The organism is Streptomyces sp. DvalAA-43, from assembly GCF_900091725.1.
Lineage (GTDB): Bacteria > Actinomycetota > Actinomycetes > Streptomycetales > Streptomycetaceae > Streptomyces > Streptomyces pulveraceus.
Genome location: NZ_FMBW01000040.1, coordinates 400,143 through 425,796 on the forward strand (window position 1 = coordinate 400,143; position 25,654 = coordinate 425,796).

At 72.3% G+C, this 25,654-nt stretch carries 23 protein-coding genes; 3 read left to right on the forward strand and 20 right to left on the reverse strand.

Features of this window, described 5'->3' with window-relative positions; all coding sequences use genetic code 11:
• Positions 1 to 22: 22 nt before the first annotated feature.
• From GA0115234_RS14380 to aroH, 4 genes are all read right to left on the reverse strand, one after another.
• Positions 23 to 679, reverse strand: coding sequence for a lysophospholipid acyltransferase family protein (locus tag GA0115234_RS14380; protein WP_093541538.1), 657 nt, complete (start codon positions 677 to 679; stop codon positions 23 to 25).
• Positions 676 to 1,377: a (d)CMP kinase gene (cmk, locus tag GA0115234_RS14385; RefSeq protein ID WP_093541539.1), complete on the reverse strand. Its 702-nt coding sequence runs from the start codon at positions 1,375 to 1,377 to the stop codon at positions 676 to 678. Before cmk ends, GA0115234_RS14380 begins: the two co-directional genes overlap by 4 nt.
• Positions 1,378 to 1,502: 125 nt before the next feature.
• Positions 1,503 to 2,588 carry a prephenate dehydrogenase gene (locus tag GA0115234_RS14390; RefSeq protein WP_093541541.1) on the reverse strand — a complete coding sequence of 362 codons (1,086 nt, stop codon included), beginning with the start codon at positions 2,586 to 2,588 and terminating at the stop codon, positions 1,503 to 1,505.
• Positions 2,585 to 2,947 carry a chorismate mutase gene (gene aroH, locus GA0115234_RS14395; RefSeq protein ID WP_093541543.1) on the reverse strand — a complete coding sequence of 121 codons (363 nt, stop codon included), beginning with the start codon at positions 2,945 to 2,947 and terminating at the stop codon, positions 2,585 to 2,587. The genes GA0115234_RS14390 and aroH overlap by 4 nt, the downstream gene beginning before the upstream one ends.
• A gap of 331 nt (positions 2,948 to 3,278) precedes the next feature.
• Here aroH and GA0115234_RS14400 point away from each other — a divergent pair, with 331 nt between their 5' ends.
• Positions 3,279 to 3,998, forward strand: coding sequence for a nucleotidyltransferase domain-containing protein (locus GA0115234_RS14400; protein ID WP_093541545.1), 720 nt, complete (start codon positions 3,279 to 3,281; stop codon positions 3,996 to 3,998).
• On the opposite strand, the gene GA0115234_RS14405 is transcribed toward GA0115234_RS14400, so the two are convergent.
• From GA0115234_RS14405 to GA0115234_RS14470, 14 genes are all read right to left on the reverse strand, one after another.
• Positions 3,995 to 4,783, reverse strand: a complete 789-nt coding sequence (locus tag GA0115234_RS14405; protein WP_093541547.1) for a nucleotidyltransferase domain-containing protein — start codon at positions 4,781 to 4,783, stop codon at positions 3,995 to 3,997. The genes GA0115234_RS14400 and GA0115234_RS14405 overlap by 4 nt on opposite strands.
• 3 nt (positions 4,784 to 4,786) lie before the next feature.
• The gene (locus GA0115234_RS14410) at positions 4,787 to 5,809 is read right to left on the reverse strand and encodes an ADP-ribosylglycohydrolase family protein (RefSeq protein ID WP_093541549.1); all 1,023 of its coding nucleotides are present in this window, start codon (positions 5,807 to 5,809) and stop codon (positions 4,787 to 4,789) included.
• Entirely contained in the window at positions 5,806 to 6,540 is a 735-nt protein-coding gene (locus tag GA0115234_RS14415; RefSeq protein ID WP_093541551.1) for an NUDIX hydrolase, read from the reverse strand. The genes GA0115234_RS14410 and GA0115234_RS14415 overlap by 4 nt, the downstream gene beginning before the upstream one ends.
• Complete coding sequence (locus tag GA0115234_RS14420) at positions 6,537 to 7,616, reverse strand: AAA family ATPase (RefSeq protein WP_093541553.1); 1,080 nt, start codon at positions 7,614 to 7,616, stop codon at positions 6,537 to 6,539. Before GA0115234_RS14420 ends, GA0115234_RS14415 begins: the two co-directional genes overlap by 4 nt.
• A complete protein-coding gene (gene pnuC, locus GA0115234_RS14425; protein ID WP_093541555.1) occupies positions 7,613 to 8,266 on the reverse strand; it encodes a nicotinamide riboside transporter PnuC in 654 nt (217 codons plus the stop codon). Before pnuC ends, GA0115234_RS14420 begins: the two co-directional genes overlap by 4 nt.
• Before the next feature lie 127 nt (positions 8,267 to 8,393).
• Positions 8,394 to 9,551 (reverse strand): pseudouridine synthase, encoded by a 1,158-nt coding sequence (locus GA0115234_RS14430; RefSeq protein WP_093541557.1) that lies wholly within the window; start codon positions 9,549 to 9,551, stop codon positions 8,394 to 8,396.
• A complete protein-coding gene (gene scpB, locus GA0115234_RS14435; protein ID WP_093541559.1) occupies positions 9,551 to 10,225 on the reverse strand; it encodes an SMC-Scp complex subunit ScpB in 675 nt (224 codons plus the stop codon). The genes GA0115234_RS14430 and scpB overlap by 1 nt, the downstream gene beginning before the upstream one ends.
• Positions 10,222 to 11,253 (reverse strand): segregation and condensation protein A, encoded by a 1,032-nt coding sequence (locus GA0115234_RS14440; protein ID WP_093541561.1) that lies wholly within the window; start codon positions 11,251 to 11,253, stop codon positions 10,222 to 10,224. The genes scpB and GA0115234_RS14440 overlap by 4 nt, the downstream gene beginning before the upstream one ends.
• 108 nt (positions 11,254 to 11,361) lie before the next feature.
• Complete coding sequence (locus GA0115234_RS14445; RefSeq protein ID WP_093541563.1) at positions 11,362 to 11,967, reverse strand: hypothetical protein; 606 nt, start codon at positions 11,965 to 11,967, stop codon at positions 11,362 to 11,364.
• Positions 11,964 to 13,082, reverse strand: coding sequence for a ParA family protein (locus GA0115234_RS14450; RefSeq protein WP_093541565.1), 1,119 nt, complete (start codon positions 13,080 to 13,082; stop codon positions 11,964 to 11,966). Before GA0115234_RS14450 ends, GA0115234_RS14445 begins: the two co-directional genes overlap by 4 nt.
• A gap of 368 nt (positions 13,083 to 13,450) precedes the next feature.
• Positions 13,451 to 14,566, reverse strand: coding sequence for an alanine dehydrogenase (ald, locus tag GA0115234_RS14455; protein ID WP_093541653.1), 1,116 nt, complete (start codon positions 14,564 to 14,566; stop codon positions 13,451 to 13,453).
• 143 nt (positions 14,567 to 14,709) lie between these two features.
• Positions 14,710 to 16,773 (reverse strand): tetratricopeptide repeat protein, encoded by a 2,064-nt coding sequence (locus GA0115234_RS14460; RefSeq protein WP_093541567.1) that lies wholly within the window; start codon positions 16,771 to 16,773, stop codon positions 14,710 to 14,712.
• Between the two features lie 223 nt (positions 16,774 to 16,996).
• The gene (locus GA0115234_RS14465; RefSeq protein WP_093541569.1) at positions 16,997 to 17,623 is read right to left on the reverse strand and encodes an NUDIX domain-containing protein; all 627 of its coding nucleotides are present in this window, start codon (positions 17,621 to 17,623) and stop codon (positions 16,997 to 16,999) included.
• Positions 17,624 to 17,712: 89 nt separating this feature from the next.
• Positions 17,713 to 19,386: a CTP synthase gene (locus GA0115234_RS14470; protein WP_093541571.1), complete on the reverse strand. Its 1,674-nt coding sequence runs from the start codon at positions 19,384 to 19,386 to the stop codon at positions 17,713 to 17,715.
• A gap of 439 nt (positions 19,387 to 19,825) precedes the next feature.
• Between GA0115234_RS14470 and GA0115234_RS14475 the strand changes: the two genes are divergently transcribed.
• Complete coding sequence (locus GA0115234_RS14475) at positions 19,826 to 21,628, forward strand: glycoside hydrolase family 15 protein (protein WP_093541655.1); 1,803 nt, start codon at positions 19,826 to 19,828, stop codon at positions 21,626 to 21,628.
• Between the two features lie 6 nt (positions 21,629 to 21,634).
• Here GA0115234_RS14475 and GA0115234_RS14480 read toward each other — a convergent pair whose 3' ends face one another.
• Complete coding sequence (locus GA0115234_RS14480) at positions 21,635 to 22,516, reverse strand: sulfurtransferase (protein WP_093541573.1); 882 nt, start codon at positions 22,514 to 22,516, stop codon at positions 21,635 to 21,637.
• A gap of 254 nt (positions 22,517 to 22,770) precedes the next feature.
• On the opposite strand from GA0115234_RS14480, the gene GA0115234_RS14485 reads away from it, so the two are divergent.
• Positions 22,771 to 24,396, forward strand: coding sequence for a PucR family transcriptional regulator (locus tag GA0115234_RS14485; protein ID WP_093541575.1), 1,626 nt, complete (start codon positions 22,771 to 22,773; stop codon positions 24,394 to 24,396).
• Positions 24,397 to 24,414: 18 nt separating this feature from the next.
• On the opposite strand, the gene GA0115234_RS14490 is transcribed toward GA0115234_RS14485, so the two are convergent.
• Entirely contained in the window at positions 24,415 to 25,512 is a 1,098-nt protein-coding gene (locus GA0115234_RS14490; RefSeq protein WP_093541577.1) for a glycosyltransferase family 4 protein, read from the reverse strand.
• Positions 25,513 to 25,654 lie beyond the last annotated feature (142 nt).

A 25,654-nucleotide genomic window follows, 5' to 3' on the forward strand; every position in this document is an offset into this window, starting at 1 on the left:
CGGCCCACTACTCAAGTCTTACTTAGCGTCCGGTGAAGCGCCTGGCCTCGTCCAGATGGGCGGTGAGCCGCTCCTGGATCCGTACCGTCGCCTCGTCCAGCGCCTTGCGCGTACGCCTGCCGCTTCCGTCGCCCGCCTCGAAGGCGTCGCCGAAGACGACGTCGACCCGGCTGCGCAGCGGCGGCAGTGCCGATATCAACCGTCCGCGGCGCTCGGTGCTTCCCAGGACGGCCACGGGCACGATCGGCGCCCCGCCGCGTACCGCGAAGTACGCGAGCCCGGCACGCAGGGAGGCGAAGTCGCCCTCGCCCCTGGTGCCCTCGGGAAAGATCCCGAGCGCCCCGCCGTTCTCCAGCACGCCGAGGGCGTGGGTGATGGCGGCGCGGTCGACGGTCGTACGGTCCACCTTCAGTTGACCGATTCCGCGCAGGAACGGGTCGAGCGGGCCGACGAACGCCTCCTTCTTGATCAGGAAGTGGACGGGCCGGGGCGCCGTGCCCATCAGCATCGGACCGTCGATGTTGTGCGAGTGGTTCACCGCGAGTATGACGGGTCCGGTGGCGGGAACCCGCCACGCACCGAGGACGCGGGGCTTCCACAGCCCGTACATCAGCCCGATGCCGATCCCGCGCCCGACCGCCGCGCCGCGCGGTGAGGGCGAGCCCGTGGCCTGGGTCACTTCGCGGCCCGCTTCTCCTCGACGAGGGTGACCACACACTCGATGACCTGCTGAAGGGTCAGCTCGGTGGTGTCCACCTCGACGGCGTCGTCCGCCTTGGCGAGCGGGGAGGTCTTGCGGCCGGAGTCGGCCGCGTCCCGCTTGATCAGCGCCTCCTTGGTGGCGGCGAGGTCGGAGCCCTTGACCTCTCCGCTGCGACGGGCGGCGCGCGCCTCGGGGGAAGCGGTGAGGAAGATCTTCAGGTCGGCGTCGGGCAGCACGGTGGTGCCGATGTCACGGCCCTCGACCACGATGCCCCGCCCGGCCGCGGCCGCGATGGAGCGCTGGAGCTCGGTGATCCGGGTGCGCACCTCGGGGACCGCGCTGACGGCGCTGACCTTGGAGGTGACCTCCTGGGTGCGGATCGGGGCCGAGGCGTCCTCGCCGTCGACGGTGATCGTCGGGGCGGCGGGGTCCGTGCCGGAGACGATGACCGGCTTGGCGGCGGCGGTCGCCACCTCCGTGGCGTCCTGCACGTCGATGCCGTTGTTCAGCATCCACCAGGTGATCGCCCGGTACTGGGCACCGGTGTCCAGGTAGCTCAGGCCGAGCTGCGCGGCGACGGCCTTGGACGTGCTCGACTTGCCGGTGCCGGAGGGCCCGTCGATGGCGACGATCACTGCGGCCGGGGCCGTACGGGTTTCCACGGTGGTGGACACCTTCCTGGTACACGGGGTGGGCGGGACGGGGGCGCGTGCGAACCCGCCCCGCACAAGGTTACCGAGTGTCGGGGCGGGTCTCCGCACCCCTGTGGACAACGGCCCCCGGTCCCGCCGCCCCGGGGCTACTGCCGTATCGACCAGCCCCGCTCGCGCAGCGCCGCACTGAGTCCGGGGGCCGCGCTCGGCTCGACCATCAGCTGGACCAGGCCGGCCTGCTGCCCGGTGGCGTGCTCGATGCGTACGTCCTCGACGTTGACCCCGGCCCGTCCGGCGTCGGCGAAGATCCCGGCCAGCTCGCCCGGCCGGTCGCTGATGAGCACGGACACCATTTCGTACGCGGTGGGGGCGGTCCCGTGCTTGCCGGGCACCCTGACCCGGCCCGCGTTGCCCCGGCGCAGGACGTCCTCGATGCCCTCGGTGCCCTCGCGACGCCGGTCGTCGTCGTCGGACTGGAGGCCGCGCAGCGCCCGTACCGTCTCGTCCAGGTCGGCGGCGACCCCGGCCAGCACATCGGCGACCGGGCCGGGGTTGGCGGAGAGGATCTCCACCCACATCCGGGGGTCGGAGGCGGCGATCCGGGTGACGTCCCTGATGCCCTGGCCGCAGAGGCGTACCGCGGTCTCGTCGGCCTCCTCCAGGCGGGCGGCGACCATCGACGAGATCAGCTGCGGGGTGTGGGAGACCAGGGCGACGGCCCGGTCGTGCGCGTCGGCGTCCATGACGACCGGGACGGCGCGGCAGAGCGCGACCAGCTCCAGGGCGAGGTTGAGAACCTCGGTGTCGGTGTCACGGGTCGGGGTGAGGACCCAGGGCCTGCCCTCGAACAGGTCCGCGGTGGCGGCGAGGGGGCCCGACCGCTCCTTGCCGGCCATGGGGTGCGTACCGATGTACGGGGTGAGGTCGAGGCCGAGGGCCTCCAGCTCGCGGCGCGGGCCGCCCTTCACGCTGGCGACGTCGAGGTAGCCGCGGGCGATGCCGTCCCGGATGGCGGTGGCCAGCACCGAGGCCACGTGGGCGGGGGGCACGGCGATGATCGCCAGGTCCACCCGGCCCTCGGGCGCCTCGTCCGTACCGGCGCCCAGCGCGGCCGCGGTGCGGGCCGACTGGGGGTCGTGGTCGACGAGGTGGACCTGGATGCCGCGCCCGGCGAGGGCGAGGGCTGCGGACGTGCCGACGAGGCCCGTTCCGATGACGACGGCGGTTCTCACTGGGCGATGTCCTTGCGGAGTGCGGCGGTGGCGCCGAGGTACACATGGGCGATCTCGGACTTGGGGAGGTACGTCTCGACATGCGCGAGGACGCGCACCACACGGGGCATGGCCCCCGTGATGTCCAGCTCCTGGGCGCAGATCAGCGGTACGTCGACGATACCGAGCCCGCGCGCGGCGGCGGCCGGGAAGTCGCTGTGCAGGTCGGGGGTGGCCGTGAACCAGATGCTGATCAGATCGTCCGCGACGAGGCTGTTGCGCTCCAGGACCGCGGTGAGCAGGGCGCCGACCCGCTCGCCCATGTGCCCGGCCTCGTCCTGTTCCAGCTGGACGGCTCCGCGGACCGCTCGTACCGCCACGTCGTGCTCCTCGGTTCCTCGTCCGGGTCGCGCCTGCTGCCCGCCCGGGTGATCTCTCTGACCGATCAGCCTAGAGGGGCGGCGTGGCCGGCGGTCCCGGGTGCTCTGTCCGTGAGACGGAGTGGGTGCGCGCCGCCCGGCGGGCCGCCGGGGCCGTTCTCCGCCACGGTTCCGCCCTTCCCAAGGGGCGATTAATCGACAATGTCGGCCAGAACCCGGGCGTCTGCCACTTGAGCGGACGTTTCGCGTCAAGGCCCCGGGCCGGTCGCGTCGAGGCCCGGGCCGGAAATCCCCCGGTGCAACCCGATTTCGCTCCCGTACGCTCGCCGGCATGATCACCCCCGGTCCCGAGTCCCTCGTACGCGACCACACGGTCTACTCCTGTGTGATGGGCTCACGCGCCTTCGGACTCGCCATGGAGGGGAGCGACACCGACCTGCGCGGTGTGTTCCTCGCGCCGACCCCGCTGTTCTGGCGGTTCGAGAAGCCGCCGACCCATGTCGAGGGCCCGGCGCAGGAGCAGTTCTCGTGGGAGCTGGAACGCTTCTGCGATCTGGCGCTGCGCGCCAACCCCAATGTGCTGGAGTGCCTGCACTCGCCGCTGGTGGAACACGCCGACGCCGTGGGCCGTGAACTCCTCTCCCTGCGCGGCGCGTTCCTCTCCCGGCTGGCCCACCGGACCTTCGCGGGCTACGCCCTGGGCCAGCGCAGGAAGCTGGAGGCGGACGTACGGCAGTACGGGGCGCCGCGCTGGAAGCACGCCATGCATCTGCTGCGCCTCCTGGCCTCCGGCCGGGACCTGCTGCGCACCGGCGAGCTCACGATCGAGGTGGGCGCGGCCCGGGAGGAGCTGCTGGCGGTGAAGCGGGGCGAGGTGTCGTGGCCGGAGGTCGAACGCCGTATGAACCGTCTCGCCGAGGAGGACGACGCGGCCGCGAGGAACTCCCCGCTCCCGCCGGAGCCGGACCGGGCCCGGGTGGAGGACTTCCTGATCCGCACCCGCCGGGCGTCCGTGTCCTGGCCCGGCGGGGACTCCGTGGACAGGTCCTAGGACGCCCGCCCCGTCAGCCGCACCCGCACCACGAGGTCGTGCAGCGCCTCGAAACCGCCGGACGCCTCGGGGAGCCGCGATTGCGCCTGGGCCTCGTCCAGCACCCCGTGCAGCGCCTCGATGTCCCGCGACACCGCCTCCCCGTCCACGCTCTCCGCCGCCCCGTGCTCGGCCCCGGCCTTCGCCTCGATCAGCTCGGGCAGATACACGGGCGCCGCCACCTCCCCGAGGAGGGTCGGCAGATGCGCCCGCACCTCACCGCTGCGCATCAGATGGATCCCGGTGAGCAGCGCCCGGAACGTGTACAGCAGCGGCTTCAGCTCGCCGGTCCTCCCGAAGAGCCGCCACTGGGTGGTGGCGAATCCCCGGTAGTGGTGGGCGTGGTTGCGGGTGACCACGCCCGGTGCCAGCTCCACCAGCTCCGCGTGCGTCTCGCTCGTGTGCACGACCAGCGGCGAGAGCAGCTGCTCCAGTACGTAGCCGTTCGGCTTCAGCATCAGCCGGACGAACTTCCGCAGGTCGTGCGTGACGAGATCCATCTCGACCCCGTCCCGGTCCCACATCCGCGAGCGCGTCTCCTCGGGCTCGCGCAGTCCCACGAGGTCCTCCGCGGGCAGGAGATGGACCCCCCGAAGGTCCACGTCCGAGTCCTTGGAGGGGAACCCGTACAGATGCGCCCCGGAGACCGTGGCGAACAGCAGCGGGTGGCGCTCCTCGGCGACGACCGGGCCGAGGTCCGTGACCGGCAGCCCGGCTTCCTGGAGGTGCTTGGTGTCCATGCGCATGGATCAAGAGTCCCAGAGCGCCCCCAGCGACAGCAGATCGCTGCGGTACTCGATCCGCTCCGACCACTCCTTGGGCCAGGCCCCGGCCCCCAGGTGCGCCCCGGCGAACGCGCCGGTCAGACAGCCGAGGGAGTCCGAGTCGCCCCGGGTGCAGGCGGCGCGGCGGAGGGCGGTGACGGGTTCGTCGGGGAAGAGGAGGAAGCAGTGCAGGGCCGTGGCCAGGGCGTCCTCGGCGATCCAGCCGTCGCCGGTGGTCTCGCAGGGGTCGGTCTCCGGGGACGGGTCGCGCAGCGCGTCCTGGACACGGGCCAGGGCGGTCAGGCATTCGTCCCAGCCGCGCTGGATGTACTGCTCAGGCGAGGCGTCGCCCGCGTAGCGCCAGAGGTCACCGAGCCAGCGCGTGAGGTACCGGCCGCTGTTCTCGTACGCGTAGGAACGCAGCTGCCCGATCAGGCCCATCGGCTCCGCCCCCTGCGCCAGCAGGTACACCGCGCGGGCGGTCAGGTCGGACGCGGCGAGCGCGGTCGGATGGCCGTGGGTGAGGGCGGCCTGCAACTGGGCGGCGCCGGAGCGCTGTTCGTCGCTCAGCCCGGGGACGAGTCCGACCGGCGCGACCCGCATATTGGCGCCGCAGCCCTTGGAGCCGGTCTGGCTGGCCTCCTGCCAGGGCCGGTCGCTGTCGAGCAGACGGCAGGCGGTCATGCAGGTGCGGCCGGGGGCCCGGTTGTTGTCGGGCGAGTGGTACCAGTCGACGAACTCCTCGCGCACCGGGCGGGCCAGCCGCAGCGGGGTGAGCAGCCCGCGGTCCATGGCGGTGCGGATGCCCCGCCCCAGGGCCAGTGTCATCTGGGTGTCGTCGGTGACGTGCGCCGGCTTCGGCAGCCGCATCGTGCGCCACGGCCCGCACTTGGCGAGGATCGACGGCACGTTGTTGAACTCGGTCGGGAAGCCCAGGGCGTCGCCGAGCGCGAGCCCGGTCAGCGCGCCGGTGGCGGCCTGCTTGGTGAGGGTCCTGGTCGTGATCACGTGCTTCTTCCTTCCGGTCTCAGCAGTGGAGGGTGCAGGGCGGTAGCGGCACCCGCCCGGTAGAGCGCGGCCGGTTTGCCCCGTCCGCCGGTCCGGCGCGGCGATCCCGCCACGGCCTGGACGAAGCCGGGCGTGGTGAGGACCTTGCGCCGGAAGTTGGGGCGGTCCAGCTCGACGCCCCAGACCGTCTCGTACACCTGCTGGAGTTCCCCCAGGGTGAATTCGGGCGGGCAGAAGGCGGTGGCCAGACAGCTGTACTCGAGCTTGGCGCCGATCCGGTCGTGGGCGTCGGCGAGGATGCGGTCGTGGTCGAAGGCGAGCGGGCCGGGCGTCTTGGCGTCCCACCACTGGGCGCTGGCCGCGTCGCCGCCGCCGCGCGGCTCGGGCAGGTCGGGTACGAGGGCGGCATAGGCGACCGAGACGACCCGCATCCTGGGGTCGCGGTCCGGGTCGCTGTAGGTGCGCAGCTGTTCCAGGTGGAAGGCGCTGACGGTCCCCTCGGTCAGTCCGGTCTCCTCGGCGAGCTCCCGGCGGGCGGCGGACTCGGCGGACTCGCGGGGCAGGACGAAGCCGCCGGGCAGCGCCCAGTGCCCCTTGTACGGGTCCGCGCCCCGTTCGACCAGCAGGACGTGCAGCCGGCTGTCGCGGACCGTGAAGACGGCGAGGTCGACGGTGACCGCGAAGGGTGCGAAGGCGTGCGGGTCGTAGCCCGCGGGGGCGTCGGCGCTCATCGGTGTTCCGGCAGGGGCGCGGCGAAGTCCCAGCTGTCGGCGAGCAGCGCGTCGACGGCGGCGACCGCGGTGGCCAGGCGTTCCTGGTGGGTTCCGGTGAGCTCGGTGAACTCCCGTCCGGTACGGGTGAGTTCGGCCCGGAAGCGGTCGGTCATCCAGGGCCGCAGCTCCTCGCCGTCACGCAGTCCGTCGTCCTCGAAGGCGACGCCCTCGTGGTCGGTGAGCAGCCACAGGTGGTGGGCGACGCGGTCGGCGGTCTCCTCGACGAGCGGGTTGCGTCCGCCGACGTACCGCTCGTGCCAGACGGTGGTGGCGAAGGAGTCGGTGTCGCAGAAGAGCACCGGCGACCCGAGCCGCGCGGCCGCCTCCTCCTTGGCGTTCTGGGTTTCGGCGATCAGCGGGAAGTCGTCGGTGGTGAAGGTGACGTCCTCCCACTGGGCCCCGGGGTGGCGCGCACGCAGGTCGGCCAGTTTCCGTTCGCTGAACTCCCGCCCGTACTCGGCGACGTAACCGGTCCGCGCCCAGACCCCGCCGCGCCCGCGGTAGTGGTCGGCGAGGGCGCGGGCCATCGTCGTGGTGCCGGTGGACTCCGCGCCGAGGACGACGACCCGGCGGGCGAGGGCGGCCCGTACGGGCGGCTCCAGGAAGTCCCAGCAGCCGACCGGGTCCTTGCGGACGGCGGTGCCGGAGACCGGGAAGACCGTGCGGTCGGGGTCGACGCAGACGGATTCGGCGCCGAACCTGCGGGCGAGCTCGTCCCCGTACGACTCCGAGGTGAAGACGGCGTCCACCGGCTCGGGCACGGCCCCGGTGAAAACGGCCATGTGCGCGTCCCAGACCACCGGGTCGTGGAGGTCCATGCGGATGTCGTCCACGGCGCCGACGACCCGTACGTCCGGGTGCGTCTCCCGCATCCAGGCCACCCGGTCCTCAAGCGGTACGGACTCGACGGAGGCGGCGCAGACCAGGACGGTCAGCCGCTCGCAGCGGTCCCGCGCGGTGCGGACCAGGTGGTGGTGGCCGGCGTGCGGCGGGTAGAACTTGCCGAGGACCAGCCCGTGCCCGAAGCGCTTCATGCCGCCACCTCCACCGGCTGCCGCAGCCGCCCGGCGAGATCACGCCGCCAGTTGCGCAGGCCGATCAGGCAGAGCGTCAGGAAACCGACGTACAGCAGCGAGGTCAGATAGAGCTCCTTGTACGCGTACAGCGGGATGTACACCACATCGGCGGCGATCCACAGCCACCAGGACTCCACGAGCTTGCGGCACTGTCCGTACGTCGCCGTCAGGGACAGCGCGGTCGTCAGGGCGTCCCAGAAGGGCACGGTCGAGTCGGTGGCGTGGTCGAGCAGGACGGTGAGGGCGACGGTCCCCACCGCCCCCGCCGCGAGCAGCCAGGTCCATTCGGTGCGTGTGGTGCGCCGCACCGGCAGATCCGGTGAGCCCGGTCCACCCCCGTGGGTCCAGGTCCACCAGCCGTACGCGGCCAGGGCGATGAAGACGATCTGGAGGCCGGCGTCGGCGTACAGACCGGACTGGGTGAACAGCAGGATGAAGAAGAGGTTGTTGGCGATGCCGATCGGCCAGTTGGCGAGGTGCTGGCGGGCCACGAGCCACACGCACAGCGCCCCGCTGCCGAAGCCGAGCACCTCGGTCCAGCTGACCGGGGTGTCGAGCACCGTCACCAGGGGTTGTTGCAGTGGATCGAGGAAATCCGCGAGACTCACGCCCGCCTCCTTAATAGTCATTCTGACTATAAAGGAGGCGCGGGCATGACGAAAGACCCGCGGCCGGTTCCTGTTCGACTATCGAAAACAGGAACCGGCCGCGGGCCGTGGAGCGGACGGAGGAGGGTTACAGACCGACCTCGCGCATCAGCATGCCCACCTCGGTGTTGGTGAGGCGGCGCAGCCAGCCGGACTTCTGGTCGCCCAGCGGGATCGGCCCGAACGACGTCCTCACGAGCCGCTCGACCGGGAATCCGGCCTCGGCGAGCATCCGGCGGACGATGTGCTTGCGGCCCTCGTGGAGGGTCACCTCGACCAGGTAGTTCTTGCCGGTGTTCTCGACGACCCGGAAGTGGTCGGCGCGGGCGTACCCGTCCTCCAGCTGGATGCCGTCCTTGAGCCGCTTGCCCAGGTCGCGCGGGAGCGGCCCCTGGATGGCGGCCAGGTAGGTCTTCTTCACCCCGTACTTGGGGTGGGTCAGCCGGTGGGCCAGCTCGCCGTGGTTGGTGAGCATGATGATGCCCTCGGTCTCGGTGTCCAGCCGGCCGACGTGGAAGAGCCGCGTCTCACGGTTGGTGACGTAGTCGCCGAGGCACTGGCGGCCGTCCGGGTCCTCCATCGAGGAGACGACACCGGCGGGCTTGTTCAGCGCGAAGAACAGGTAGGACTGGGCGGCGACGGTCAGGCCGTCGACCTTGATCTCGTCCCTGTTCACATCGACGCGCATGCCCTGCTCGACGACGATCTCGCCGTTGACCTCGACGCGGGACTGCTCGATCAGCTCCTCGCACGCCCGGCGCGAGCCCATGCCCGCCCGTGCGAGGACCTTCTGCAGCCGCTCGCCCTCCTGCTCGGCGCCCGGGTGGGTCCTGGGCGTCTTGATCTCGGCCTTGCCGGCATACCGGTCCCGGTTGCGCTGCTCGATCTTGGCGTCGAGCTCACGCGGACGGGACGGGGCGCCGTACGGGGCACGGCGGCCGCTGCTCCTGGAGCCGCCGGTCGCCGCCTTCGGGCCGCCCTTGGCGCCGCCGCGGGCCGCCGCGCCGCGTCCCTTGCGGGTGCCGCCGTCGCCGCCCGGCTTGTCGTTGCCCACGTCGTAGCGGCGCTCCTCGGGGCGGGGCCGGCGGGGGCGCTGCTCCTGCTTGTCGTCACGCTCGGAGCTGGGAACCCGGGGGTTCGGGTTGCTGTTCCTGCCGCTGCCGGTGTTGTTCCTGCCGCCGCTCCTGCCGCCGCCGCTCCTGGCTCCGCCGCCGCCGCTTCCGCTGTTCCTGCCACTGCTTCGCATCAAAAATCCGTCTTGTCGTCTGCGTGAGTATCCGGGGTGTCCGGTGCGTCCGGATCGAACGACGGCACACCCTCTAGCGTCTCAGCCTCGATCGCGTCCGCCTCGGGGAGGAAGGGCGCGAGCTCCGGGAGCTCATCCAGGCCGCGCAGGCCCATCCGCTCCAGAAAGTAGTTCGTCGTCCTGTACAGGATCGCACCTGTTTCGGGTTCCGCGCCCGCTTCCCCCACCAGCCCCCGCTGCAACAGGGTCCGCATGACCCCGTCACAGTTCACGCCGCGGACCGCGGAGACCCTGGAACGGCTGACCGGCTGGCGGTACGCGACCACCGCGAGGGTCTCCAGCGCCGCCTGGGTCAGCCGGGCCTGCTGGCCGTCCAGGACGAAGCTCTCGACGGCCGCCGCGTACTCGGGACGGGTGTAGAACCGCCAGCCGCCCGCCACCAGCCGCAGCTCGAATCCGCGGCGCTGCACGGTGTACTCGTCGGCCAGCGCGCGCAGCGCGTCGGCGACGGCCCTGCGGGGCCGCTCCAGCACCTTGGCGAGGTGCTCCTCGGTGGCGGGCTCGTCGACGACCATGAGGACGGCCTCCAGCGCGGGCCCGAGATCGAGCTCCGCGACGGGGGAACCGGTGGTGTCCTGCTCGGCGGGGGAACCGGTGGTGTCCTGCTCGCTCATGCCTTCACATCCTCCTGGACGTCCTGCGCCTCGGTGTCGAACTCGTCCGTGACCACGGGCTCGGCCCCCTCTCCCCCGGCCCAGCGCACCAGGAGTTCCCCGAGCGCCTCGTCCTGGTCGAGCGCGACGGCCTTCTCCCGGTACAGCTCCAGCAGCGCGAGGAACCGGGCGACGACGGTGAGGGTGTCCGGGGCGTCCTCGGTCAGCGTCCGGAAGCTGGCCTCCCCCGCCTCCCGCAGCCGCGCCACCACGATCCCGGCCTGTTCCCGCACGCTGACCAGCGGCGCGTGGATGTGGTCGACGTACACCTGCGGCTCGGCCCTCGGCTGCATCGCCTTCACGGCCAGTGCGGCGAACCCCTCCGCCCCGATACTGATCACGACCTCGGGCAGCAGCTCGGCGTGGTGCGGCTCCAGACCCACGGTCCGGGGGAACCGCCGCCCCTCCGACGCCAGCCGGTCACTGAGGATATCCGCGATGCGTTTGTACGCGCGGTACTGGAGCAGCCGGGCGAAGAGCAGGTCCCGCGCTTCGAGCAGCGCCAGATCCGCCTCGTCCTCCACCTCGGCGGCGGGCAGCAGCCGGGCCGCCTTCAGATCGAGCAGGGTCGCGGCGACGACGAGGAACTCGGTGGTCTGGTCGAGGTCCCAGTCCGGTCCCATGGCGCGGATGTGCGCCATGAACTCGTCGGTGACCTTGGACAGCGCGACCTCGGTCACATCCAGCTTGTGCCTGGCGATGAGCTGGAGGAGCAGGTCGAACGGCCCCTCGAAGTTCGCCAGCCGGACGGTGAACCGCCCGTCGTCGGCCGGCTCGGGAGGCTCGGGGGATTCGGCGGGCGCCTCGGGTGCGTCGGACGCCTCCCTGGGTACGGGCGGCGGGGCGGGGATTTCCGTGTCGGAGATCTCCGCGTCAGGGATCTGCGCGTCGGCGCCCCCGCCGCCCACCGGATCCGGCGCGGCCCGGCCGCCCGGACCGCGCCCCAGGGGGCGGCGGGGGGTGCGGGCGGGCTCGTCGGTCGTCGGCATGGAGGTCCAGGGGCAGCGGGATACGGGCGGCGGGCCGTGGCCCGTACGGGAGAGCCGGACCGCTCGTCCGGCGGTCGCCCTCAGGGCAGGCTACCGGCGCCGCGCCCGTCAGCGGCCGCGCAGCCGCCGTACGAGGATGCTCGCGTCGCCCCGCGACTCCAGATCCGCGAGCACCACCGCGACCGCCTCACGGACGATCCGCCCGCGGTCGACCGCGAGTCCGTGCTCCCCGCGCAGCACGAGGCGGGCGTGTTCGAGGTCCATGAGTTCCTCGGCCGAGACGTAGACGGTGATCTTCTCGTCGTGGCGCTCGCGGCCGCTGGGCCGCCGGTTGGCCCCGCGCCCGCCTCCGCGCCTGCGCTGCTGCTGTACGGGGGCGGGGACCGCCTCCTGCGCGGACGACGGAGCGGGCACCGGCGCGGACTGCTGGGGCCTGCGCCCCGCCTGCGCGGCCGCCGCCACCCGGTCGCCTTCGCCGCGGCTGCGCGACTCTCCCGCGTCGGCGTCCGCCGCGGAGTGCTCCTCGCGCGAAGCGCCGTCGGTGTCCTGTGCCGTGTCCGTCCCGGCCGCGTCCGCCGCGGCATCGCTCTCGCCGGCCGGACCGGGCACCCGGGCCTCACCGTTCGCCTTGCGCCGCCGGTCCGCGGGGGACGAGGCCTGGAGCCCCATTCCACCGGTGGTACGGAACAGTTCGTCGGCCCCGGGCAGACTCACTCGGCGTGACACCGGGCGAGCACCTCCCTGGCGAGCTGGCGATAGGCGGCGGCACCGACCGAGTTGGAGGCGTAGGTGGTGATGGGCTCACCGGCGACCGTGGTCTCCGGGAAGCGCACGGTCCGCCCGATGACCGTGTGGTAGACGTGGTCGTCGAATGCCTCGACGACGCGCGCGAGGACCTCACGGCTGTGCACCGTACGGGAGTCGTACATGGTGGCGAGGATGCCGTCGAGCTCCAGATCGGGGTTGAGGCGCTCCTGGACCTTCTCGATGGTCTCGGTGAGCAGCGCCACACCACGCAGCGCGAAGAACTCGCATTCGAGCGGCACTATGACCTTGTGGGCGGCCGTGAGGGCGTTCACGGTGAGCAGGCCGAGCGAGGGCTGACAGTCGATCACGATGTAGTCGTAGTCGGCCATCAGCGGCTTCAGGGCGCGCTGCAGCGTGGACTCCCGGGCCACCTCGCTCACCAGCTGCACCTCGGCGGCGGAGAGGTCGATGTTGCTGGGCAGCAGGTCCATGTTCGGGACCGCGGTCTTCAGCAGGACCTCGTCGGCGGACATGCCCCGCTCCATGAGCAGGTTGTAGACCGTGAGGTCGAGCTCCATCGGGTTGACGCCGAGACCGACCGACAGCGCCCCCTGCGGGTCGAAGTCGACGAGCAGGACGCGCCGTCCGTACTCGGCGAGCGCGGCGCCCAGGTTGATGGTCGACGTGGTCTTGCCGACGCCGCCCTTCTGGTTGCACATCGCGATGATCTTCGCGGGACCGTGGTCGGTCAGCGGGCCCGGGATCGGGAAGTAGGGCAGGGGCCGACCGGTCGGGCCGATCCGCTCGCGGCGCTGGCGGGCAGCGTCGGGCGCGAGGGTGGCCGCGTACTCCGGATCGGGCTCGTACTCGGCGTCGGGGTCGTAGAAGTGCCCCTGGGGCACCTCGTCGAAGTCGGCGAAGTGGGCGGTGTCCCGGCCACTCTCGTTGCCGGCCATGGCGTTCACGTGTAGGCCGTCCATCATCTGGGGGGCTGTCGTCATGTGCTGGTGGGTGGCGAAGGTGCGGACAGCGACGGAGCCGACAGCCTCCAGCCCGTGCGGGCCCTGGCCCCGTGCAGGCATCCCTGGATGAACACCCCCGGGAGTAAATGTCGACTCATTCACAAGTCGTCTTACCTCCTTGGACGTGACCAGGAAACTTATCGATAGGTCAGCGTGGCACCATGCCGACGATTGGCGACTCTATGGCGTGTCACCGCTCCGCAGCAACACAATCCGCCGGACCCGGCCCGATGTGTCGGCAATCGAACACCCCCCTGTCAAGGGTGCGCAGCCACCGGGGTGCGGTTTTAACAGGTGTACGAATCGGTTGAAGAGTTACGTTCGAGACGAGTTGAACGGGGCCGCCACAGGCGCCCGACATGCCTCCGGCCGGACCTTGCTCGGCAAGGTCCGGCCGGACGCGTGAGGTTGACGGAAGTGGTTGACCGTCAGCCGAGGAGCGAGCTCAGCTCGACGTGCTCCAGGCCGTGCGCTTCGGCCACCTCGCGGTAAACGACCTGTCCGTCATGGGTGTTGAGACCCTTGGCCAGCGCGGCGTCACGGCGCAGCGCCTCGACCCAGCCACGGTTGGCGAGCTCCACGATGTACGGCAGCGTGGCGTTGGTGAGGGCGTACGTGGAGGTGTTCGGCACCGCGCCCGGCATGTTCGCGACGCAGTAGAAGACCGAGTTGTGGACCGTGAAGGTCGGCTCGGCGTGCGTCGTCGGGTGCGAGTCCTCGAAGCAGCCGCCCTGGTCGATCGCAATGTCGACAAGAACACTTCCGGGCTTCATCTTGGCGACGAGCTCGTTGGTGACCAGCTTCGGCGCCTTCGCACCGGGGATCAGCACCGCACCCACGACGAGGTCGGCCTCGATGACGGCCTTCTCCAGCTCGAAGGCGTTGGAGACGACGGTCTTCACCTTGGTGCCGAAGACCTTGTCGGCCTCGCGGAGCTTGTTGATGTCCCGGTCGAGCAGCGTGACGTGGAAACCGAGACCGACGGCGATCTGGGTGGCGTTCCAGCCGGAGACACCGCCGCCGATGACGACGGCCTCGGCGGGCGCCGTGCCCGGGACGCCGCCCGGCAGCACGCCGCGGCCGCCGACCGAGCGCATCAGGTGGTAGGCGCCGACCTGCGGGGCCAGACGGCCCGCGACCTCGGACATCGGGGCGAGCAGCGGGAGCGCGCGGTTCGCGGTCTCGACCGTCTCGTAGGCGATGGCCGTGGTGCCCGAGGCGATCAGCGCGTCGGTGCACTCGCGGGAGGCGGCGAGGTGCAGGTAGGTGAAGAGCGTCTGGTCCTTGCGGAGGCGGTGGTACTCCTCGGCGACCGGCTCCTTGACCTTGAGGAGGAGGTCGGCGGTGGCCCAGACCTCGTCGGCGGTGGGGAGGATCTGCGCCCCGGCGGCGACGTACTCCTCGTCCGTGATGGAGGAGCCGGCCCCGGCGTTCTCCTCGACGACGACCTGGTGGCCGTGGCGGACGAGCTCGTGCACGCCGGCAGGCGTGATCGCCACGCGGAACTCGTTGTTCTTGACTTCGCGGGGGATGCCGACCTTCACGTCGATCACGGTCCTTGGCTCAGAGGGTTACCCGGGCATAGCTATACATACCCGGATAGACACTACGTAAATGGAGACACCGCGAACACACGCGGCAGAGCCAGTCTAATGAAGGGCTTCGCACTGTCTAGCCTTACAAAGCATTAATTTTCAGTCGACACACTACGGATTTCGCAGGCCACACCCTCCTGATCCAGCAATCTGTCGGCCAGACCCCGGTGCAGCCCGGCCGCGGCCGGGTCGCCGAGCCTGTCGAGCGTGTCGGCCAGCCGGAGCTCCAGCGCCGCCTGAAGCCGCACGTCCCCGGCCCGCCTGGCCCACTCGACGGCCTCCTGGCAGGTGTGCAGGGACTCGTGCGGGCGGCCCGCGTACTCCTGCACCCGGGCCGCCTCGCTGAGCGCCCGCGCCTGGGCCGGCACGTCGCCGAGCCTGCGGTACCCGGCCGCCGCGGCGCGCCAGTTCCGCAGGGCCTCGCCGTACCGCCCGGCGTAGGTGTGGACGGCGCCGAGCCGCCCGTACAGCCGCGCCTCGTCGGCCCGCTCGCCCTGGGTGAGCCGCTGCGCCAGCGCCCGGCCGTACCAGTCGGAGGCCCGCTGGAAGTCCCCCAGCTCGGCATAGGCGCCGCCTACGGATTCCATCGCGCGGCCGGTGGCGTACGGGTCCTTCGCGGCCCGTCCGGCGTCCAGGGCGGCCCGGTAGCGGGCCAGCGCCTCCTGGGTGCGGCCGGTCCGGGCGTCGAGGTCGGCGAGGTTGAGCAGCGCCGCGGCCCGCTCGCGCGGCAGCTCCCGGCGCTCGGCGACGGCCAGCACCAGGCCGTGCAGTCCGTACAGCTCGGGAGCGGCGGCCTCGGTGCCCTGGTGCACGGCCAGCGCCCGCACCAGTGCGGCCACCAACCTCCGTGCCAGCGTGTCGAGTTCACCGTCCTCGACGGCGATCCGGGCCGAGGCCAGCAGGGCGGGCCGACGGATCCGCAGCCATTCGGCGGCCGCCTCGGGGTTGGGGAAGCGCAGCGACCGCGGCAGCCCGGCGAGCTTGCGGCGGGCCGGGGAGCCCTCGGGCTCGGTGACCGCCCGGCAGGACTGGAGCAGCCGTACGGTCCGCTCCAGCATCCGGGCCCTGGCGAGCTGGATCTCCGCGGGCCGGTCCCGGGCCTCCAGCAGCGCCCGCAGCAGCGGTGCGAGGCAGCCGGGCACCTCGTACTGCGGCTGGTCCGCCCCATTGGTGTGCAGCAGCCCCAGGGCCACGAAGTCGTCGAGGGTCGTCTGGGCGGCCGAGACGGAGCAGCCGGCCAGCGCGGACGCGGTGTGCGCGTCGACGAGTCCGGCGGGGGCGAGGGCGAGCAGTCGCAGTATCCGGGCGGCCACCGGCGGCAGCGCTTCATGGGCCAGCCGGAAGGCACGGGCCAGCGGCCGGGAGCCGGTGGACCGCTCCGTGTCGTCCGGCAGCTCGCGCAGCTGTTTGGTGACATCGGCGACCGACGCCATGGGGTGGGCGGCCAGCCAGCCGCCGACCAGGACCAGGGCGGCCGGCAGCCCGCCGCACTCCTCGGCGAGGGTCTCGGCGGTCCGCGGGTCGACGGTGATCCGGACCTCCCCGATGGTCCGGGCGAGCAGCCGCACGGCGGAGCCCGCGTCCAGGCCTCCGATGGTGCAGGGGCGGACGCCCGGGATGCCGGTCAGCGGCCCCCCGGACGTGGCGACGACCAGGCAGTCCGGGTTGTCCGGCAGCAGCGGGTCCACCTGTTCCGCGTCCACCGCGTCGTCGAGAAGCAGCAGGGCACGGCGTCCGGCGAGCTCCTCGCGGACCATCCCGGAGAGTTCGTCTCCGTCGGCGCCGGGCGGACCGGTCACCCCCAGCTGGTCGAGCAGCTCGCGGGCGGTGCGCTCGGTGGGCACCGGCGCGCCACCGGGTTCGGTGAGCCGGGCGCGGAGCAGTCCGTCGGGGTGGTCGGCGGCGGCGAGCAGTCTGCGGGTGAGCTCACCGGCGAGCGCGGTGCGTCCGGAGCCGGGGCGTCCGGCGATCAGCAGGACCCGGGCGCGGGCGGCCTTGCGACCGGCCAGGGTGTCGAGGCCGGCGTGCTCGATATCGGACCGCAGCGCCTTCAACTCGCGGTCGCGGCCGACGAATCGGGGTGGGGCGGTACGGGGCGGCTCCTCGGTTCCCGCTGCCTCGGCCGGGCCGCTGGTGTCCACCGCCTGATCCGTCACGGGCCACGCTCCACTTCGCTGCACGCGTCGCCCGCCGGGACTCCGGTCAGGGCATTCCGAGCGTAGTTCAGGCGTGTGGACGTTTTCCCTGGAGCGGGGCGCAGAGGTCCCCCGATCGGATCAGCAGCTTTTCCGATCGAAGGACCTCGATGAACCGTTCAGTGGTTCCCACGAGCCGCCCCCGGCCCCTCCGCCCGGAGGACGGTTCCGCCCCTACGGCCCGTCAGGCCTCGAACGGGCGGGCCGGCCACGGCGCCCCGGCCGGGCGCAGCGAATCGATCCCGTCCCCGGCGAGGACCGCGGCGAGCGAGAGGACGCCCACCACCAGGCAGTTGTTGTGCAGCTCCCCCGCGAGCACGCCCCGCACCAGCTCCTGGAGCGGCACCCGGGCCAGCTCCATGTCGGCCTCCTCCTCGGAGACCTCGAAGCGCTCCCCGTCGGCCTCGGAGAGATTCCGGGCCAGGAAGATCCGTACGGCCTCGTCGCAGCCGCCCGGTGTGGTGTAGACGTCGGTCAGCACCCGCCAGTCCTCGGCCTTGACGTACGCCTCCTCGTAGAGCTCGCGCTGGGCCGCGTGCAGCGGGTTCTCACCGGGGACGTCGAGCAGACCGGCCGGGATCTCCCAGAGCTTGTGACGCACCGGGTGGCGGTACTGCCGCAGCACGACGACCCGGCCGTCCTCGTCGAGCGCGAGCACGGCGACCGAACCCGGGTGGACCTGGTAGTCGCGGCGTACGACCGTGCCGTCGGGCATCACCACTTCGTCGGTGCGGACGCTGGTCTTGTTGCCGGTGAAGGGCGTCTCGGTCGCGGTGACCTGCCACTCCTCGGGCGTGTCCTGGAAACCCATCTACGTCCTCCCACGAAAAACAGAAACCGGGGTACGCGTCCTCGAAGGATGCGTACCCCGGTCAACGTTAACGCCTGTGCGGTGCCGGACTACTTGCCCTTGCCGTTACCGGCCGCGGCACCCGTCTTGCGCGCGACGGCCGCCTTCACCAGGCCCGCGAAGAGCGGGTGCGGGCGGGTCGGGCGGGAGCGCAGCTCCGGGTGCGCCTGGGTGGCGACCAGGTAGGGGTGGATCTCGCGCGGGTACTCGACGTACTCGACGAGCTTGTTGTCCGGGGAGGTGCCGGAGAAGACCAGACCGGCCTTCTTCTCCAGCTCGGCCCGGTAGGCGTTGTTCACCTCGTAGCGGTGACGGTGGCGCTCCTCCACGTACGGCTCGCCGTCGTACGCCTCGCGGACCAGCGAGCCCTCGGCGAGCTTCGCCGGGTACAGGCCGAGCCGCATGGTGCCGCCGAGGTCGCCCGCGCCCTCGACGTACGCCAGCTGCTCCTCCATCGTCGAGATGACGGGGTGCGAGGTGGCGGCGTCGAACTCCGTGGAGTTGGCGTCGGGGATCTCGGCGAGGTTGCGCGCGGCCTCGATCACGATGCACTGGAGGCCGAGGCAGAGGCCGAGCAGCGGGACCTTGTTCTCGCGGGCGTACTGGATGGCGCCGATCTTGCCGTCGACACCGCGGTCGCCGAAGCCGCCGGGAACGCAGATCGCGTCGACGTCACCGAGCTGCTTCGCGGCGCCCGCCGGGGTCTTGCAGTCGTCCGAGGCGACCCACTCGACCTTGACCCGCGCCTTGTTGGCGAAGCCGCCGGCCCGGATGGCCTCGGTGACCGAGAGGTAGGCGTCGGGCAGGTCGATGTACTTGCCGACGAGCGCGACGGTGATCTCGTGGTCGGGGTTGTGGACGCGGTCCAGCAGGTCGTCCCACGTCGTCCAGTCGACGTCGCGGAACGGCAGGTCGAGCTTGCGCACGACATAGGCGTCCAGGCCCTCGGTGTGCAGCACCTTCGGGATGTCGTAGATCGACTTGGCGTCCACACAGGCCACCACGGCGGCCTCGTCGACGTCGCACATCAGCGAGATCTTGCGCTTGATGGCGGTCGGCACGTCGCGGTCGGCGCGCAGCACGATGGCGTCGGGCTGGATACCGATGTTGCGCAGCGCGGCGACGGAGTGCTGGGTCGGCTTGGTCTTGAGCTCGCCGGACGGGCCGATGTAGGGCAGCAGCGAGATGTGCACGACGAAGACGTTGTCCCGGCCGACCTCGTGGCGGACCTGGCGGACGGTCTCCAGGAACGGCAGCGACTCGATGTCGCCGACCGTGCCGCCGACCTCGGTGATGACGACGTCGACGTCGTCGGTGGCCATGCGGCGGATGCGGTGCTTGATCTCGTTGGTGATGTGCGGGATGACCTGCACGGTGTCACCGAGGTACTCGCCGCGCCGCTCCTTGGCGATCACCTGCGAGTAGACCTGGCCGGTCGTGACGTTGGCGGAGCCGTCGAGGTCGACGTCGAGGAAACGCTCGTAGTGGCCGATGTCCAGGTCGGTCTCGGCGCCGTCGTTGGTGACGAACACCTCACCGTGCTGGAACGGGTTCATCGTGCCGGGGTCGACGTTGAGGTACGGGTCGAGCTTCTGCATGGTGACCCGAAGGCCGCGCGCCTTGAGCAGGGCACCGAGGCTGGAGGCAGTCAGACCCTTGCCGAGGGAAGAGGCGACACCCCCGGTGACGAAGATGTGCTTGGTCGTCGTGGATGTGGGCTGCATAGCCAAAGGGGGCTCCCGTGGTCGCGATCGTGAGGTGCGTACCGGCGTTTTCATCCGGAGACTCCGGAGGCGCCGTCGCTGCGGTTCGGGGGCCTCGTCTGCGGTTGCGGACGACCACCGGTCCACGGGCTACCAGGGTATCAGCGCCGAAGGGACACCGCTTCCGGCAGCTTCCGGAGGCAACGGGGGCCCCGCTTCCGGCAGCTTCCGGACGCCCACCTCGCATGATCACCACGAGTGTCCGTACACACACCCGTTCGGGTCAGTCCTGTTGTCAAGACGGTCGCGCGGATCATCGGAGTGCGTCGTATCCTGCTCGGACACTTGCCCCGGGCGAGGTGACCCGTTCGCAGGATTCCCCACAACAACCCCTTGCGACGACCTCTTGACCCGCAGTAATGCCCTACGGGGCGACAAGGCCGTTCGACTGGAGATGCACGTGGCCGGGCGCATCGAGGATTACGCACTCATCGGAGACATGCAGACCGCCGCCCTGGTCTGCCGGGACGGCACAGTGGACTGGCTGTGCCTTCCCCGCTTCGATTCGCACGCCGTCTTCGCGGGACTGCTGGGAACCGAGGAGCACGGCTTCTGGCGCCTGGGTCCGGCGCGGGCGGACGGGACGGAACCGCCGTCCGCCGTCCGCCGCCGCTACCGCGGCGACTCCCTCATCCTGGAATCGGAGTGGGACACACCGCGCGGAACGGTCAGAGTGACCGATTTCATGCCGCCGCGTGACGGTGCGCCGCAGCTGATCCGCATCGTGGAGGGGATCAGCGGCCGGGTGCCGATGCGCTCGGAACTGCGCATGCGGTTCAGCTACGGCCGGGTCACCCCGTGGGTGCACAAGGTCGACGGCCGCACGGTCGCCGTCGCGGGCCCGGACTCCGTCTGGCTGGACACCCCCGCCGACACCTATGGCGAGAACCTCACGACGTACTCCGACTTCACGGTGGCGCCGGGGGACCGGATCGCGTTCACGATCAGCTGGCAGCCCTCGCACCACGGGCCGCCGGCCCTGCCGGACCCGGAGGGTTCGCTGGACGCGACCGCGGACTTCTGGCGCGAGTGGGTCGAGCAGTGCACGTACCACGGCCCCTACCGCGAGGCCGTGGTCCGCTCCCTGATCACGCTCAAGGCCCTGACGTACGCGCCGACCGGCGGCATCGTCGCCGCGCCGACCACCTCCCTGCCGGAGGACATCGGCGGCTCCCGGAACTGGGACTACCGCTACACCTGGCTGCGCGACGCCGCGATCACGCTCTCCTCGCTGCTGCGCACCGGCTACCGCGAGGAGGCCCGCGCCTGGCGCGAATGGCTGCTGCGGGCGGTCGCCGGTGACCCGGAGAACCTCCAGATCATGTACGGCATCGCGGGCGAGCGCGAGCTGGGCGAGGCCGAGCTGGACTGGCTGCCCGGCTACGAGAACTCCGGCCCGGTCCGGGTCGGCAACGGCGCGGCGGGCCAGCTCCAGCTGGACGTGTACGGCGAGGTCACCGAGGCGCTGCACCTCGCCCACATGACGGGCCTGACCCGCAACGACTACGCGACGGGCCTCCAGCTCAAGCTGATCGAGTACCTGGAGAAGCACTGGGACGAGCCGGACGAGGGCATCTGGGAGGTGCGCGGGCCCCGCCGCCACTTCGTCCACTCGAAGGTGATGGCCTGGGTCGCCGTCGACCGCACCATCAAGCTCATCGAGTCCGGGGACGCGGAAGGGCCGGTGGAGCGCCTGCACGAGCTGCGCGACGACATCCACCGCGATGTCTGCGAGCGGGGCTACGACCCGGAGCGCAACACCTTCACCCAGTCCTACGGGTCGAAGGAGCTGGACGCCTCCCTCCTGCTGATCCCGCAGATGGGCTTCCTGCCGCCGGACGACAAGCGCGTGATCGGCACGATCGAGGCGATCCAGCGCGAGCTGTCCACCGAGGACGGCTTCGTGCTGCGCTACCCCACCTCGGGCGAGGACGCGGGCGTCGACGGCCTGGAGGGCGACGAGGGCGCGTTCCTGGCCTGCTCGTTCTGGCTGGCGGACGATCTCGCGATGATCGGCCGGGTCGACGAGGCCCGCCAGCTCTTCGAACGGCTGCTGTCCCTCCGCAACGACCTGGGCCTGCTCGCGGAGGAGTGGGACTCCCGGCTCCAGCGCCAGGTGGGCAACTTCCCGCAGGCCTTCAGCCATGTGCCGCTGATCGACACGGCACTGCGCCTGACGGCGAGCGGGGCGTACGTCGGCTGACGCCGGTCACGGGGCGGGCGGAGCACCGCCCGCCCCGGTCACGACGGGCCGCTGCGACGGCAGCCCCCATTCGCTCCAGGACCCGTCGTACACGGCCTGTCCGCGGTACCCCGCCAGTTCGGCCCCCAGGGCCAGGACGCAGGCGGTGACACCCGATCCGCAGCTGACGACCAGCCGCTCGCGCTCCCCCGCGAGGGTGGCGAACACGGCGCGCAGCTCGTCCACGGGGCGCATCCGCCCGGCGCGCTGGAGCTCGCCGACGGGCAGGTTGACCGCCCCCGGCATGTGTCCGGACCGCAGCCCCGGCCGGGGTTCGGCGGCGGTGCCGGTGAACCGGTCCCCGGAGCGGGCGTCGAGGACCGCCGCGGCCGGGTCGGCCAGGGCCGCCGCCACCTCCTCGGCGCCGACGAACATCCCCGGGCGCGGCCGTGCGGTGAAGTCACCGGGCGACGCGGCCGGTGCGGGCCGGGCGCTCTCCAGCGGCAGCCCGGCATCGGCCCAGGCGGGCAGTCCGCCGTCGAGCACCGCGACCCGGTCGAAGCCCATCGCCCGCAGCATCCACCAGGCCCGCGCGCTGGAGTAGATGCCCGCGGCGTCGTACACGACGACGGTGTCGCTGTCGTTCACGCCGAGGGAGCGCAGCTCCTCGGTGAACCGCCCGGCGCCGGGCATCGTGTGGGGCAGCGGGCCGCCGTGGTCGGACAGCGTCCCGTCGAGGTCGAAGGCCCGCGCTCCCGGGATCCGCCGCTCGCCACCCCGATGGGCGCCGACCGAGGCGTCGAGGACCACCAGTCCCGGCCGGCCGAGCCGCCGCGCCGTCCAGTCGGCCCCGACCAGTGGGCCGGGCAGCTCCTGACCGCTCGTGTATGCCGGTATGTCGTCGCCCACGGCTGCTCCAGGTCCGGATCCGGTCGATGAGGGACACGCGGCCGGGCCGCGCGGCGTCCACAAGATCGCAGCGGCGTTCGTCCCGTGTCAACAGCGGTGTTCCTTCCGTGCCGGCAGCGGCCCGGACCGGACCGGGCCCGGTCCGGGGACTCCCCCGGCGGCTCCCCGACGACGCCCCGGGCGCCCGGGGCCGGTACCGTCCTGAATCAGGGCGACCGCCCGTCCGAACCGAGTGAAGCGCGAGGCCAGAGCCAGTGGAGACCCAAGGCGGAATCACCGTGCAGCGAGCCCTGGAGCTGCCGGGGCTGCGCGGCGGGCTCCCGGAGGTGGTGGCCGGCTCGGACCGGCTGAACCGTACGGTGCGCTGGGTGCACGCGGGCGAGGTACCCAATATCGCCTCGCTGCTCAAGGGCGGTGAACTGCTGCTGACCACCGGTCTCGGGCTCGGCACCCGCCCGGCCGAGCAGCGCGCCTTCGTGCGCCGGCTCGCCGACCGCCAGATCGCCGCCCTGGTGGTGGAGCTCGGGCCGCGCTTCAGCCGACTGCCCGCGTCGATAGTGGACGCCGCCCGCGCCGCGGGGCTCCCCCTGGTGCAGCTGCACCGCGAGGTGCCGTTCGTGGCGGTGACCGAGGAGATCCACACCGAGATCGTCAACGGCCACTACGCGCTGCTGCGGCAGGCCGAGGACGTGCACCGGCGGTGCACGGAGGCGCTGCTCGGCGGCGGCGGGGTGCCCCAGGTGCTCGGCATCCTGGCGGACTTCACGGCCAACCCGGTCTTCCTGGAGACGGCGGACGGCCAGCTGCTGTACGCGGCGGGCCCCGGATCCGGTCCGGTCGGTGCCGATCCGCTCCAGGTCTGGGACGGGATGCGCGGCGGCCGGGCGGCCCGGGAGACGCCGCCCACCGGTTCGGTGCTGGTGGATGTGCCGGGCGGCGGTCCGGGCAGCGGTTCGGTACGGGCCAGGCTGGTGCTGCTGGCCGTGTCCGGGCCGCTGGTGACCGTGCACCGGATGGCGGCGGAGCGGGCGGCGGGGATCCTCGCCGTCGTGCTGATGCAGGCCCGCCAGGAGGAGGAGCTCGCGGCCCGTGGCCGGGGCGACTTCCTGACCGATCTCGCGGAAGGCCGGATCACGCCGGAGGACGCGCCCGCGCAGGCCCGCGTACTGGGCTTCAAACCGGCCGGAATGCCACTGCTGCCGGTCGTGATGCGGCTGGCCCCCGAGCTCTCGGTGTCCGGGAACTGGGCGCTGCTGGCGCGGGCGGTGCTGGAGGAGCTCTCGTCGGTGGGGGTGCCGGTGCTGCTGGGCGTACGCCCCGTGGAGGGCCGGGTTCCGGTGCTGCTGGGGCTGCGGTCCGAGACGGAGCGCACGGCGGTGGCGGACCGGGTCGCGGCGGCGCTGCGCGCCGGGGTGGAGCGGGCCGGGCTGGAGCGGGCGGGAGCGCATCCGCCGGTCGTGGTGGTGGGTGTGGCGGGCGGCTGGGCGGCGGCCGGTGCGGGGTTGCGGCACGCCGCCGAGACGGCGACGGCCGCGCACGGACTCAGCGACCGGCCCTGGTACGACGCCCGGCGCCTCGACATCGATCTGCTGCTGTGGCGGCTGCGGGACCACCCGGATCTGGCGGCGTTCGTGGACCGGGCGATCGGCCCGCTGCGCGATCACGACCGCACCTCGCGCCCGGTGCTGCTGCCGACGCTGGAGACGTATCTGGCCCACGCGGGCCGCAAGGCGGAGACGGCACGGGAGCTGCATCTGAACCGGCAGACGCTGTACAACCGGCTGGCCCGGATCGGCGAACTGCTCGGCACCGACCTGGACGACCCCCAGGCGGTGCTGGCGCTGAGCCTGGCGCTCCGGGCCCGCCGCCACACCGCGTGACCGGCCCGGCCGGGCGGCTCAGCGCACCCGCGCCGCCGCCAGTGGCTGGGTCAACTCGTCGTACACACTGAGCACTTGGGCGATCGTGTCGTCCTCGGTCGGCCAACTCGCGGCCTGCGCGAGCCCGGCGGCCGTCATCTCCTCGCGGCGCGGCGGATCACCGAGCAGCCGGGCCACCGCCCGCGCGAGCGCCTCCGCGTTGCCGTACGGCACGAGTTCGGCCGCGTCCCCGACGAGTTCGGGCACTCCGCCGACCGCGGTGGCGACCAGCGGGACGCCGAGCCGCAGCGCTTCCTGGGCCTGTACCGAACGCGCCTCCCAGCTGCTGCACAGCACGGTCAGATCCGCCGCGGCCAGCAGCTCGGTGCGGTCGTCGCGGTCGCCGAGGAGCCGGACGGGCAGTGCCTCGTTCCTGATCCGGCGCTGCAGGGCGGAACGTTCGCGTCCCTCGCCCACGATGACCAGGAGCGGCGCGGGGTCGAGCTCCCGCCACAGCCGCGCGGCGTCGAGCAGGGTGCCGTATCCGTGATGCGGTACGAGACTCCCGCAGGCGAGGATCAACGGCCGTTCCACCGCGCCGATCTCGGCCCGCGCCTTGCCCGCGTGGGCGGCGGCGGACAGGCGGGGCACGGGGGCGGAGACCGGCGCGAGCCGGGCGTCGCGCGCGCCTCGGCGGCGCGCCCGGTCGACCAGGTCCGATGTCGTGCCGAGCACGACGGCCGCCGCACGGGCGGCCCTTCGCTCCATCAGCCGCACCAGCCGGCTGCGGGCCCCTTCGGCGTGGGCGCGGGCGTGCCAGGTGACGACCAGTGGGATGCGCGTGCCGCCGAGCGCGAGAGCGGCGCGCACGGCGGCGTGCGCCCCGTGCGCGTGGACGACGTCCGCCGTCAGGCAGGCGGCGCGCAGGGCGGCGACGGAGACGGGGTCACCGCGCCGCGGTACGGGGGCGAAACCGGCGCCCGTACCGGAGTAGTCGTGGGCGTGGTCCAGTTCGGCCGGGGCGCAGACCGTGACGTGCACGCCCCTCGCCACGAGTCCGGCGGCCAGCGAACGGACGTGGGCACTGCTGCCCGCGCTGCCGCCGCCCAGGACTTGGACCGTACGCAGCTGTGACACGTTGAATGGCTCCCGGAGCTCCCGAGTCGGCGGTGATGGCATCGCCAAGGATGCCAGTCCGTACGCGCGTTCCGGCGCAATCCGGCCGTCCTCGCGGCCCGTACGGCAACAACCGGACGCGGGCTACCACTCACACGGGTGA